Origin of the sequence: Marisediminicola sp. UYEF4, assembly GCF_040546025.1 — a bacterium.
Classification (GTDB): Bacteria; Actinomycetota; Actinomycetes; order Actinomycetales; family Microbacteriaceae; genus Marisediminicola.
The window spans coordinates 23,670-35,448 of record NZ_JBEPNA010000001.1; the positions used below are offsets into that span (position 1 = coordinate 23,670).

Consider the following 11,779-nt stretch of genomic DNA (forward strand, 5'->3'; position numbering starts at 1 on the left):
CGATAGCATCGGCGGATGGCATCCCGAGCAGAGCGCATGGAAGGCACTCTTGTCTCGTGGAAGGACTCGCGCGGTTTCGGCTTCATCGCACCGGCGAACGGCGGCGCCGACGTGTTCGTGCACATCTCCGAGTTTGTCGATGCGAGCAGACGGCCGCTCCTCGGTGAGACGTTCACCTTCGAGATGGGGGCGACGCCGGAGGGGAAGATCAGGGCTCGCCGCGTGCTCGCGCTCGGCCAGACGCTCGACGACACTCCTCCGCCGATCAAACGCTCGCTCAATCTGGGCTTTGCCGGCTACCTCGCCGTCGCCGCCTTCGTCGTGCTGTTCGCCCTCATCGCCACCGAGCGGGACCTGCCCGGCTGGGTGATCGGCCTCTACGCCGGCACGAGTGTCCTCACGTATCTCGTCTACGCCGATGACAAGTCCGCCGCGGCGTCCGGGCGCTGGCGCACTCCGGAGGGCTCGCTGCTCGCGCTCGGACTCGTCGGCGGCTGGCCGGGAGCCGTCGTCGCCCAGCAGACGCTGCGCCACAAGACCCGCAAGATGAGCTTCCAGCTGGCGTTCTGGGGCACGGTCGCGCTGAACGTCACGGCCTTCATCGCGTTCAGCTCGCCGGAGTTTCTCGAGCTCGTCGCGCGTCTCTCGCAGCCGTAGCGGGGCGGCCGGCAGATGCGCTACCGCGAGTCGGCGATATCGTCGGCGATGGCGTCCGCGTCGGTCGCGGTCATCGGTACGCCCGCCTCGGTGGCGCGCTGCTGCAGCTCGGCCGAAACATCGGCATCCGCGCTGCCGAGGTCGACGTCGGCCTTCACCTGGTCGGCGATCCCCTGCGTCTTCTCGTCGGCGGTGGCGCCGGTGCCATCCTGGATCGGTTCGTTCTGCAAGTCAGCCATGGTCCATCGTCGCAGTATCTTGCGCGCGGCGGTTACCGATTTCGGCCAAGGGGCTTGAAGCCGATGCAAACGGCGCGCACTCTAAAGGGCAACAGGGAGAGGTGAGGCCATGACGGGACGGGGCGTGAGCGGTGGCGGCACTGGGCAGACCGGCACTGGGCAGACCGGCACTGGGCAGACCGGCACTGGGCAGACCATCAAGGGGATCGTGGGCGACCTTCTGGCCGACATCCAATTGGGACACATCGACGACGACGTCGCGAACGTGCTCGCGGAGCGACTGCGCCGGGCCGGGATTGAGGTGCGGCCGGAGGAGGTCGAGGACCTCGCCGAAGAAATCGAGAATCACGCCTCCCGGTAAGCGGGACCAGGGTGGTGCGCGGGCGCCGATTGGTGCGCGCCTTGCGATCGGCGGTGGCGCGATCGGTGCCAGTCTCGGCGCGCGCAACCGCATGCTCGCCCGCGGGCTGCTGCGCGACTACGGCTATGTCGCGCAGGCCAGGGCGCGCAGCGTGCGGCACGGGCTGCGCCCGCCACAGCTGCACGAGGGCACCGAGGCCCCGGTGCTCCTCATCCCCGGCGTGTTCGAGACCTGGCACTATCTCGACCGGCTCGCCGACGCGCTCAACGCCCACGGGCATCCGGTCCATTTCGTGCACGCCCTCGGCTTCAACGGTCGCGCCATCGACGAGACGGCGACGCTCGCACAGCAGTTCCTGCGCGAGAGGCAACTGACCGGCGTCATCGTCGTCGCGCACAGCAAGGGCGGGCTCATCGGTAAGCGGATGATGACCGTCGACGACGTCGAGGGACGGATCGAGCGGATGATCGCGATCAACACGCCATTCTCCGGGTCGCCGCTCGCCAGGTACGCCCTCGGCCGGGCGATGCGCGAGTTCCGGCCGGAGCATCCGATCGTGCTGACGCTCCTGCGCGCGGACGGCGTGAACTCCCGCATCACGTCGCTGTTCAGCTCGTTCGACCAGTACATTCCCGGCGGCAGCGCCCTCGAGGGGGCCGAGAACGTGCGGCTTCCGCTCGTCGGGCATTTCCGGCCGCTCGGGCATCCGCTGCTCATCGGAGAGGTGCTGAAGAGTGTCGGCGCGGCGGGGCGCTGACCGACGCGATCCTAAGCTTCAGGCATGGACCAGCGCGAGACCCCCTACGCCGACGCCATGCGGGCGTATGCCACGTCGCATCCGACCCGCTTCCACCTGCCGGGTCACGGCGGCGCCGGGGACAGCCTCGGCGACTATTTCGGCGAGCGGATGCTGTCGCTCGACCTCATGCCGATGATGCACGGCATCGACATGGGTGCCACGCCAACCCCGCTCGAGCGATCGTTGCGGCTCGCGGCCGCGGCGTGGGGAGCACGGCGCAGCTGGTTCCTCGCGAACGGGGCCAGCCAGGGCAACCAGATCGCCGCCCTCGCGATCGCGGGCCTGCGCCCCGGCGGCCAGATGCTCGTGCAACGGTCGGTGCACTCCTCGGTCATCGACGCGCTCGTGCTCACGGGCGGCTCGGCCCGGTTCGTGGCGCCGGTCGTTCTCGACGGGATGGCTCACGGCCTGGTCGCGTCGGATGTCGCGGCGGCGATCGGTGCTGCCGGGGGCGCCACCCTGTCGTGCGTCTACGTCGTGAGCCCGAGCTATTTCGGCTTCGTCTCCGACATCGCAGCGCTCGCCGAGGTCGCCCACGCGGCCGGGCTGCCCCTCGTCGTCGACGAGGCATGGGGCGCCCACCTCGGATTCCACCCCTCACTGCCCCAGAATGCGCTGCGCCAGGGTGCCGACCTCGTGGTGTCGTCGACGCACAAGCTCGGCGGATCGCTCACCCAGTCGGCGATGCTCCACCTCGGGCATGGTCCGTTCGCCGGCGCCCTCGAGGCGCAGGTCGACCGCGCTCGGAGCATCGTGCAGAGCACGAGCGAGAGCAACCTGCTGCTCGCGTCGCTCGACCTGGCCCGCTGTCGGCTCGCGACGGGCGCCGCACAGATCGGCGACGCGCTCGGCGTCGCGGAGTCCCTCCGCGGTCGGGTGCGCTCGGGCGGGCGGTTCGGTATCGTCTCCGACGGGTTCCCGATCGTGCCGGGCTTCGGCGGCGTCGACCCGCTCCGCATCCCCATCGACACCCGCGTGGGAGGCATCAACGGGCACCGGGCGCGCACGATCCTCGCCGAGGAGCACGGCATCCTCGTCGAGATGGCGACGGATGCCGGCATTGTCGCGCTGTTTGCGGCATCCGCGGCCCCGTCGATCGACGGGCTCGTCGCCGCCCTGCACGCGCTCCCGGTCGACCCGGTCGCGCGCCGCGAGTCGCGGATGCCGCCGCTTCCGGCCTGGGGCACGGCGCGGATGACCGTGCGCGACGCCTTCTTCGCGCCGAACGAGATCGTGGCCGCCGGGGATGCCGTGGGGCGCGTCGCCGCGGACTCCCTCGCCGCGTACCCTCCCGGCATCCCGAACGTCATGCCGGGGGAGGAGATCACCCGCGAGCTGATCGACTTCGTGCAGGCGGTGGCGGCGGCCGAATTCGGGCACGTGCGCGGTGCCGTCGATGCGGGCGTGATGCGGGTGGTGGCGCTGTAGGGGCGGCATCGAGCCGCCCGCGTCCCCGCTCATGCGGGTGTTGTTCACTCGTGCGGCCGTAATCGCAGCCGCACGAGTGAACGACACCCGCATGAACGCGGGCGAGCGCCGGATGGCGGCGCGTGTGCTTGTCTGCGGGTGCCCGCTGGCGGCGCGTGTGCCCGTTCGCGGCGAGTGTGCCTTTTAGCGCCGAGTGTGCCTTTTAGCGCCGAGTGTGCCTTCTGTACCGGGCACACTCGGCGCTAAAAGGCACGGCCGGCGAGACAAACCACCGTTGCGGTTGTGGCTTGGTGGCGGACGACAGGGCGCGGCCCGCGCGGGTGTTGCGCGCAACGGCCGGTCCCGCGGCGCGAGCGGTTGGCGGCCTTCGGATGAGCGGATGCGGGTGCTGGCGCGGTACGAGCGTCGTCGCAGCCGCGTGCGCGGCGCTCATGCGGGTGTTGTTCACTCGTGCGGCGGAATCGCACCCGCACGAGTGAACGACACCCGCGCGAACGCGGGTGAGCGCGGGTGGGCGCCGATGCGCGGGGGTTGCGGGCGGATGCTGGTGGGCCCGGCCGCCTACGCCCCGCGCTCGCCGGTAGCCCCGCGCTCGCCGGTAGCCGCGCGCTCGTCGGTAGTCCCGCGCTCGCCGGTAGCCGCGCGCTCGCCGGTAGCCGCGCGCTCGCCGGTAGCCGCGCGCTCGTCGGTGTCGGCAGCACCGCTAGCAGCACCGTCAGCACCAGCATCCGCCCGTGCGCCATCAGTGCCGCGCAGCTGTCCGAGGCCGTTCATCAGGTGGTAGACGACGATCGCGGCGACCGTGCCGAGCACGATGCCGGTGAACTCGACGTCGCCGAGCACGATGGTGAAGTTCGCGATTCCCATGATGAGGGCGATGCCCGCGGTCAGCTGGTTCTTCGGCAGGCTGAAGTCGACGCGGTTCTCGACCCAGATGCGCACGCCGATGATGCCGATCAGGCCGTAGAGCGCGGTCGTGACCCCGCCGAGCACCCCCGGCGGAACGGAGAAGATGATGGCGCCGACCTTGGGCGACAGGCCGAGCAGGATCGCGGTGATGCCGGCGACCCAGTAGGCGGCGGTCGAGAACACGCGGGTCGCCGCCATCACGCCGATGTTCTCGCCGTAGGTCGTGGTGGGCGAGCCGCCGCCGATGCCGGAGATGACGGTGGCGAGTCCGTCGGCGAAGAGGGCGCGCCCGGTGAGCGGATCGAGGTTGCGCCCGGTGAGCTGGCCGACTCCCTTGATGTGTCCGACGTTCTCGGCGATGAGCGCGAGCACGACCGGCAGGAACATCAGGTACACGCCGACGTACTCGAGCGAGAAGCTCGGGGTCGTGAACTGCGGCAGCCCGACCCAGGCGGCCGCGCCGACGCCCGAGAAGTCGACCTGCCCGGCGATGACGGCGGCGACGTAGCCGACGACGACGCCGACAACAATCGAGAGGCGCCCGAGCAGGCCCGTGAAGAGCACCGCGGCGAGGATGATCGACAGCAGCGTGATCGTCGCAATGAGGGGAGATGCCGCGAAGTTGTCGCGGGCGGCCGGGGCGAGATTGAAGCCGATGAGGGCGACGATCGCGCCGCTCACGATGGGCGGCAGCGCCACGTTGATCCAACGGGTGCCGCTGAGGTGCACGACCACGCCGACGAGCGCGAGCAGCGCGCCGACGACGATGACACCGCCGAGGGCGACGGACTGCCCGCCGGATCCGACCGCCGCGCCGATCGGCGCGATGAACGCGAACGACGAGCCGAGGTAGCTGGGCAGCCTGTTCTTCGTGATGATCAGGAACAGCAGCGTGCCGACGCCCGAGAACAGCAGAGTCGTCGCGGGCGGGAACCCGGTGATGAGCGGCACCAGGAACGTCGCGCCGAACATCGCGACGACGTGCTGGGCGCCGAAGCCGATGGTGCGTGGCCAGGTGAGGCGCTCCTCCGGCTGCACGATCTCGTTCGCGGCGACATTCTTGCCGTCGCCATGGAGCTTCCAGGGGAGTGCCATCTGATTCCGCTTCCTGTCGGGGAGCGGATGCCCGCTGCCGCGCCCGTGATGGGTCGGACTCGACAGTATCGGACCGGGAGCCCGGCGCGGGAGCCCGGCGCGGGAGCTCGGGCATCGGGCCGTGGCGCGAGGGCCGGGCCGGGAGCGGTCGGATGTCGCGAAAGTCGGAAGCTGGAGGGACGGGCGAGGTGAGGCCCCGTCGTTCGGAGGTGGCTGCCGCGCAGCATCCGGAGTCCGAGGGCTGGGTTCCGACTTTGGCGACGGCTTTCCTAGTAGAAGAAGACCTGCAACCACCCGCGGTTGTGCGCGTGCACGAGCACCAAAAACACGACGAGGTCGAACAACAGGTGCACGCTCACGACGTACGGGAGCGACTTCGTCTTGGAGAAGATGTAGCCCTGCAGCAGCGCGAACGGGGCGGTGAGCAGCGGCCCCCACGACTGGTAGCCGAGCTCCCACAGGAACGACACGAAGATCACCGACTGCAGGATGTTCGCCTGCCACATCGGGAAGTGGCGGCGCAACAGCGCGAACACGGTGCAGATGAAGAACAGCTCGTCCCAGATGCCCACCGCGTTGACCCCGACGAACAATCGCGCGATCTCGTCAGGCGCGCTGACCGCCGGCCAGTTCTGGTACGAGCCGGAGCCGATGAAGTAGAACGGCAGGATCGTCCAGCCGAGCACGAGCACGATCGCGAGGTAGGAGCGCTCGAGCGTCGACCACTTCTGGCCGGTGCGGATCGGAAACACGATGGTGCGCCGCTTGTAGACGTACCGGTCGATCAGGAACGGCACGAGCACCGCGAGCGTCAGCACGGTGCCCATGAGCAGCATGTTTCCGTAGCTGATGTCGGCGGCGACCGAGATGGTCGAGATGATGCCCATGCCGATCCCTATGAGCAGCAGGTCGCTCGCGAGCGACCGGTCGATGACGACGGCGAGGATGAGGCTCCCGACGAGCACCGCGTACCCGGCCGGCAGGTTCAGCAGGCCGAAGAGGAGGACCGCGGATGCCGAGACCCCCGCCGCCGGAATGAGCCCCCACGACAACTGCTGCTTGACCTTTGGTTGAACCGTGACCATGCGTCAAGCATGCCAGCACCCGGTGGGGAATGCCGCACAGGATTCCTGCGCTGAAGCGATTCGGATCGCCTTCCGACGGCCGCTACCAGGCCGTGCCGGGCTCGCTCATGACCCGTGCCCCGCCACCGCCGTCACCGCAAACTGAGGGAACAGCGCCTCGGGGAGGCGCCCGACGCGCGTAGTGTTTCGTTGTGATCGACGAATGTATCCATGGACTTGACCGGGACCGCTGCGACGCCTGCAGCCCTAAGGCGCCCCCCACGCCAGCCTCCGCAAAGCCGCCCGTCAAACGGGCTGCAGCACGAACCACGACCAGCCTCCGCACCACTCCAAGCAGCCTGAGGGCTCCGGTCAAGAAGGCCCCTGCGGCCAAGCGGGCCGCCCCCGCCGCTCCAGCGAAGCCCGTGCCGAACCTCGGCGAGCAGCGCATCTACCACGTGACCCACGCGAGCAACCTCCCCGGCATTCTCGGCAGCGGCGCGCTGAACGCCGAGGCGAGCCCGGTCACCGACATCTCCTCGGACCAGGCGCGCGCCGCCCGTCGTGCGACGACCGTCGCGGGCCCGGACAGCGCAACCGTCGCTGAGCATGTGCCGTTCTACCTCTCGCCGAACGCGAGGCTCTGGGAGTCGATGCGCGCGGGATCAACGGACCCCCGCCTCGCGCCGACCGCCCATGGGCTCGCTGCCGCCGAGTTCGTCATCCTCGTGAGCACCGTGAAGACCGTCGCGACCGACGAGGCTTCCATCGTCATGACCGACGGCGACCCGGCCGGCGAGCTCACCCGGTTCGCCGCGACCGACGAGACCTGGAAGCGGATGCTGTATCGGCTGATCTCCGACGACGAATCGGATGCCCTGCTGAGCGCCGAATTCCTCGTCAAGGATTCGGTTACGTTCGACGCGGTGACCCTCATCGGCGTGCCGCACGACCGGGCCCGCGACGCCGTGAAGCTGGCACTCGCGGGCTCGACCCACGCGCCGCGCGTCGCCGTGCACCCGCCGTGGTTCGCGGTGCCGACCGACGACTGACCGACGCCGCTGCGCGAGCTGCTCACCCAGCCCCAGCGCGACCTGCTCACCCGGCAGGCAGGGCCGCCCGTGACTGGGAGGCGAGCGCGTCGCGGCTGAGCATCGTCGCGCCGGCTACGGCGGCGGGCATGATGACGATCGCACCGAACGGAACGAGGAAGAGCAGGTAGGTGAGCACCCCGAAGCCGAGCGTCGAGGCGCGCCGCGCACCCAGCATCCGTCTCCGGTCGCGCAGTCGCAGGCCGCGCGCGTCGAACGCGAAACCGGTGAGCTCGAGCGTGAGGAACCACCCGCCCAGCAGGGCGCCGAGCACTGGGACCGCCGTCTGGCCGACGACGGGGATGAAGCTCACGGCGAAGAGCGAGAGGCCGACCGACGCGGTGAGGGCGAACAGCCGGATGCCGCTGCCGATGCCGCGCGCCGCCGACCGCCAGAACGGCTCGTCGATCTCTGCCGGGGCGTCGCCCATCCGCTGTTCCACCGCACGCCAGATGCGCTCGTAGAACGGGTCGCCGACCGCGAGCGTCACGGCGACGAAGGTGTACACGGCGAGCAGCACGGTCACCGCGACGAGCGCGGTGCCGGCGGCGAACCGGGTGCCGGCGCGGAGGGGGTCCTCCCAGCGGTCCGCGAACGGGGTGATCCAGGCGGCGAGCGCCTCGAGGTTTATCGCGAACAGCACCAGTGCCGCGGCGAAGACGAGGCCGACGACGAGGGCGGGGAGCGCGCCGAGCAGCATCAGCCGCGGTGACGTGGCCCAGAGTCGGAGCCCGCGAACGAGGTAGCCCATCCCGCCGAGGAACCGCCGCACGAGACCGGGCGGCCGTGAGTTCGTTCCGCCGCTGTCCACCCCTCCACCCTACGAGGCGATACGAACCGTTAGTCAACGCGCGGCAGACATAATCGAGCAGTGACCTTTTTCGATCGACTCCGGCGGGTGAAGACCCCGCCGCTGCATGTCGCGATCGATGAGGGCACCGGCCCGGTCGTTGTGCTCGTGCATGGGATCGCGTCGTCGGCGGTCACGTTCGAGAACCTGATTCCGCTGATCACCGACCGGCACCGCGTGATCGCGGTCGACCTGCTCGGCTTCGGCGAGTCTGTGGCCCCGGCGTCGGCAACCTTCACGATCGAGGAGCACGTCAGGGCGCTCGAGGATACCCTCGACGCGTTGCGCCTCAGGCATCCCTTCGTGCTCGTCGGGCACTCGATGGGGAGCCTGATCGCGAGCCGCTACGCCGCGACCAACCGCAAGCGCATCTCCAAGCTCGTGCTCGTGAGCCCGCCCGTGTATGTGAACCCGGAGGCCCTCGGCGATCCCATCGAGCGTGCCGCGATGGGGCTGTACCTCAAGGCGTACGAGTTTCTGCGCACGAACCAGAACTTCACGATGCGCAATGCCGCGATGCTCGCGCGCATCTCGCCGATCAAGAACGTGCTCGAGGTGAACGCCCGCAACTGGACGGCATTCGTGCTCTCGCTCGAGAACTCGATCGAGTCGCAGACCACGGTGAGCGACATCGCCTCGGTGACCGTGCCGGTCGAGATCGTCTACGGCGCGCTCGATCCGTTCCTGATGCCCGGGGGCCTGCGCATCGTCGAGCAGATGCGGCACGTGACCGTGCACAGGGTCGACGCGAGCGATCACCTCGTGCGCAAACGGCTGGCCCGCGTTGTGGCGGTTGCGATCGGGTGACGCCCGGGTCAGGTGGTTACCGTTCCCCTCTGCTCGTCGGTGGCCGCAGGCTCGCCGGGCCCGTCCGGTTCGCCCGGCTCGTGCCGGCGAGCCGAGAGCCGGAGTGTCGCCATCAGCCCGACGACGAGGAACCCCGCGGCGGCGAACGCGGAGTACCTGGTGCCGTCGCTGAACGCCGCTCGGGCAGCATCCGCGACCTCGGCGCCCCGAGCATCGAGCGAGGGAATCGCGGCGCCGGCGCTGTCGACGACGGCGGCCACGATCTGCGAGCGGGACTCGGCGGGCAGGTCGCTCAGTTTCGCATCGAGTGAGGTGCCGACAGAGGTGAACAGAATGGTGCCGAGAACGGCGATGCCGAGTGCCGAGCCTATCTGGCGCGCGGTGCTCGAGGTACCGGATCCCTGCCCGCTCTGGGCGACCGGAACGTCCTTCAGCACCACGCTCGTCAGTTGCGCCGTGGCGAGGCCAACGCCCAGCCCGTAGACGAAGAGGAACGGCACGATGCTGAGCCAGGTCGCCCCGGGCGAGATGGCGACGCCCAGGCCCACCACACCGACGATCTCGGCGATCAGGCCGATGCGCACGATGGTCTCGGGCGAGACACGGTTGCCGAACGCCCCCGCGACACCGCTCGCGACGAAGGAGCCGATCGCGAGAGCGAGCAGCACGAACCCGGTCTGCAGCGCCGTGTACCCGAGCACGTTCTGAAGCCACAGCGGGAGCGAGAGGATGATGCCGAACTCGCCCAGCGACACGATGAGCGCGGCGATGTTGCCGTTGCGGAAGGAGGCGATGCGGAACAGCTTGAAGGCGAGCAAGGTGGACGCTCCGGCGCGTTCCCGGCGGATGCCCCAGCGTACGAAGGCAATTCCCGAGACGACGGTCACGAGGAACACCAGCGGAATCGGCGAGAGTGCGAACGGCCAGGTCCAGGCTCCGATCGTCGGTGCATCATTCGTGGTCCACCAGCCGAAGGTGCGCCCCTCGATGAGTCCGAAGACCAGGCTCGCACTCGTGATCACCGACAGGATCGCGCCAACCACGTCGATGCGTCGCGGCTCGCCGGCATCCTTCGTCTCGATCACATAGAGGAGCACGCCGACGATGATGATGATCCCGAGCGGCACGTTGATACCGAACGCCCACCGCCACGAGTAGTAGGTGGTCAGCCAGCCGCCCAACAGCGGCCCGACGGCGACCATGCCGCCGATCGTCGAGCCCCAGATCGCGAAGGCGATCGCCCGATCCCTACCGCGGAACGTCGCGTTGATGATCGACAGTGTTGTCGGCAGCACCATCGCTCCTCCGACGCCTTGGATCACGCGCGATCCGATCAGCAGATCTCCGCTGGAGGCGAAGGCGGCGAGGACGGATGCCGCGGCAAACACCACGACGCCGGTCAGTAGAATCCGTCGTCGGCCGTAGCGGTCGGCGAGGGTGCCGAACACCAGTAGCAGCGCGGCGAAGACCAGGGTGTAGCTCTCCTGCACCCACTGCACCTGGGTGGAGGTGATGCTGAGATCGGCCACGATCGACGGGATGGCCACATTGATGATGGTCGAGTCGACGATGATCACGGCGACGGCGATGCTGATGAAGAGCAGGCCTATCCAGCGAGCCCGCGGGGACTGCACCCGAGGGAGCGCGACGATCTCGCTCACGCGGTCACGGCCGATGCGGACAGCTTCGGGGTCATGAGCCGCAGCGCCACGGTGAAGCCGATGACCGCGAGCACGGCGACGAGCGCGGCGGCCGCGGCGGGCGGCGAGACGAGGTCGCCCGTGACGCGGGCGACGGCGACCCAGGCGAGTCCCCAGGAGAGGGAGATCGCGGGGCCGAGCCGGCCGCGGCCGCGGAAGGCGAGCAGCACGCCGACCAGGCCCGCGACAGCGATCACCCCGACGGCCCAGGCATCCGAGCCGAGGCCGAACCCATCGAATCCGGTCGTGACGAGCCACGCGGTGATGTTCGCGGCCGTCGCCACGCAGACCCAGCCCAGGTAGAGGCCGACGGTGCCGTCGGCGACGAGCGCCTCGATGAGCGTGCGAGGCCGCGTCACGATCGTCAGTCGGAAGGTGTAGACGAGAACGGCGAGAAGCAGCACGATCACGGGAACGCTGAGCGGCAGCAGGTCGAACTGGATGCTGAGGATCCAGGCGGCATTGAGGATGAGGCTCGCCGCGATGGGGTAGCCGAGCAGACGCTGGCGTGGGTCGGACCTCTGGGCGGGCAGGAACTGCCAGATCGCGTAGGCGATGAGGCCGAGATAGATCACCGACCAGATGCCGAAGGCGGCGCCGCCGGGGGCGATCGGGGTCGCATCCGTCGCGAGCGCGCCGCCCGCGGCATCCTGGATGGGGGTGCCGCCCGCAGCCCCCGAGCCGATGAACGACCCGACGATCGCGGCGACGGCGCTCGCCGCCACCACGCACTGGCGGAGGAGGTCGCGGCCCGTGTGAACCATGGAGCTGGTCATGTC

Annotated in this window: 12 protein-coding genes; 6 read left to right on the forward strand and 6 right to left on the reverse strand. The window is 69.6% G+C overall.

Features of this window, described 5'->3' with window-relative positions; translation table 11 throughout:
• Positions 1-15: 15 nt before the first annotated feature.
• The gene (locus ABIB15_RS00080; protein ID WP_354474250.1) at positions 16-657 is read left to right on the forward strand and encodes a DUF1294 domain-containing protein; all 642 of its coding nucleotides are present in this window, start codon (positions 16-18) and stop codon (positions 655-657) included.
• Positions 658-677: 20 nt separating this feature from the next.
• Here ABIB15_RS00080 and ABIB15_RS00085 read toward each other — a convergent pair whose 3' ends face one another.
• The gene (locus ABIB15_RS00085; protein WP_354474251.1) at positions 678-896 is read right to left on the reverse strand and encodes a hypothetical protein; all 219 of its coding nucleotides are present in this window, start codon (positions 894-896) and stop codon (positions 678-680) included.
• Positions 897-1,005: 109 nt separating this feature from the next.
• Here ABIB15_RS00085 and ABIB15_RS00090 point away from each other — a divergent pair, with 109 nt between their 5' ends.
• The 3 genes from ABIB15_RS00090 (at position 1,006) to ABIB15_RS00100 (ending at position 3,484) form a co-directional block, all read left to right on the forward strand.
• Positions 1,006-1,257, forward strand: coding sequence for a hypothetical protein (locus ABIB15_RS00090; protein ID WP_354474252.1), 252 nt, complete (start codon positions 1,006-1,008; stop codon positions 1,255-1,257).
• Positions 1,258-1,348: 91 nt separating this feature from the next.
• Positions 1,349-2,014, forward strand: coding sequence for an esterase/lipase family protein (locus ABIB15_RS00095; protein ID WP_354474254.1), 666 nt, complete (start codon positions 1,349-1,351; stop codon positions 2,012-2,014).
• Positions 2,015-2,038: 24 nt separating this feature from the next.
• Complete coding sequence (locus ABIB15_RS00100; RefSeq protein ID WP_354474256.1) at positions 2,039-3,484, forward strand: aminotransferase class I/II-fold pyridoxal phosphate-dependent enzyme; 1,446 nt, start codon at positions 2,039-2,041, stop codon at positions 3,482-3,484.
• Between the two features lie 561 nt (positions 3,485-4,045).
• Here ABIB15_RS00100 and ABIB15_RS00105 read toward each other — a convergent pair.
• Together ABIB15_RS00105 and ABIB15_RS00110 are read right to left on the reverse strand one after the other, a co-directional pair.
• The gene (locus ABIB15_RS00105) at positions 4,046-5,488 is read right to left on the reverse strand and encodes a uracil-xanthine permease family protein (RefSeq protein WP_354474257.1); all 1,443 of its coding nucleotides are present in this window, start codon (positions 5,486-5,488) and stop codon (positions 4,046-4,048) included.
• Between the two features lie 269 nt (positions 5,489-5,757).
• Positions 5,758-6,573: a CPBP family intramembrane glutamic endopeptidase gene (locus ABIB15_RS00110; protein ID WP_354474259.1), complete on the reverse strand. Its 816-nt coding sequence runs from the start codon at positions 6,571-6,573 to the stop codon at positions 5,758-5,760.
• 404 nt (positions 6,574-6,977) lie between these two features.
• On the opposite strand from ABIB15_RS00110, the gene ABIB15_RS00115 reads away from it, so the two are divergent.
• Positions 6,978-7,604 (forward strand): DarT ssDNA thymidine ADP-ribosyltransferase family protein, encoded by a 627-nt coding sequence (locus ABIB15_RS00115; RefSeq protein WP_354474261.1) that lies wholly within the window; start codon positions 6,978-6,980, stop codon positions 7,602-7,604.
• A 46-nt stretch (positions 7,605-7,650) separates the two neighbouring features.
• Here the strand turns inward: ABIB15_RS00115 and ABIB15_RS00120 are convergent, their stop codons facing one another.
• A complete protein-coding gene (locus ABIB15_RS00120) occupies positions 7,651-8,454 on the reverse strand; it encodes an EI24 domain-containing protein (protein WP_354474262.1) in 804 nt (267 codons plus the stop codon).
• Positions 8,455-8,514: 60 nt separating this feature from the next.
• Between ABIB15_RS00120 and ABIB15_RS00125 the strand changes: the two genes are divergently transcribed.
• A complete protein-coding gene (locus ABIB15_RS00125) occupies positions 8,515-9,300 on the forward strand; it encodes an alpha/beta fold hydrolase (RefSeq protein WP_354474264.1) in 786 nt (261 codons plus the stop codon).
• 8 nt (positions 9,301-9,308) lie between these two features.
• Here ABIB15_RS00125 and ABIB15_RS00130 read toward each other — a convergent pair whose 3' ends face one another.
• Both ABIB15_RS00130 and ABIB15_RS00135 read right to left on the reverse strand, forming a co-directional pair.
• The gene (locus tag ABIB15_RS00130) at positions 9,309-10,961 is read right to left on the reverse strand and encodes a DHA2 family efflux MFS transporter permease subunit (protein WP_354474265.1); all 1,653 of its coding nucleotides are present in this window, start codon (positions 10,959-10,961) and stop codon (positions 9,309-9,311) included.
• Complete coding sequence (locus ABIB15_RS00135; protein ID WP_354474267.1) at positions 10,958-11,776, reverse strand: TspO-related membrane protein; 819 nt, start codon at positions 11,774-11,776, stop codon at positions 10,958-10,960. Before ABIB15_RS00135 ends, ABIB15_RS00130 begins: the two co-directional genes overlap by 4 nt.
• Positions 11,777-11,779: the final 3 nt, after the last annotated feature.

Bases quoted from the DNA above. Each gene is read 5' to 3' on its own strand.
- ABIB15_RS00100 (WP_354474256.1), top strand. From the start codon at position 2,039: ATGGACCAGCGCGAGACCCCCTACGCCGACGCCATGCGGGCGTATGCC.
- ABIB15_RS00105 (WP_354474257.1), bottom strand. From the start codon at position 5,488: ATGGCACTCCCCTGGAAGCTCCATGGCGACGGCAAGAATGTCGCCGCG.
- ABIB15_RS00110 (WP_354474259.1), bottom strand. From the start codon at position 6,573: ATGGTCACGGTTCAACCAAAGGTCAAGCAGCAGTTGTCGTGGGGGCTC.
- ABIB15_RS00090 (WP_354474252.1), top strand. From the start codon at position 1,006: ATGACGGGACGGGGCGTGAGCGGTGGCGGCACTGGGCAGACCGGCACT.
- ABIB15_RS00080 (WP_354474250.1), top strand. From the start codon at position 16: ATGGCATCCCGAGCAGAGCGCATGGAAGGCACTCTTGTCTCGTGGAAG.
- ABIB15_RS00095 (WP_354474254.1), top strand. From the start codon at position 1,349: ATGCTCGCCCGCGGGCTGCTGCGCGACTACGGCTATGTCGCGCAGGCC.
- ABIB15_RS00085 (WP_354474251.1), bottom strand. From the start codon at position 896: ATGGCTGACTTGCAGAACGAACCGATCCAGGATGGCACCGGCGCCACC.
- ABIB15_RS00135 (WP_354474267.1), bottom strand. From the start codon at position 11,776: ATGACCAGCTCCATGGTTCACACGGGCCGCGACCTCCTCCGCCAGTGC.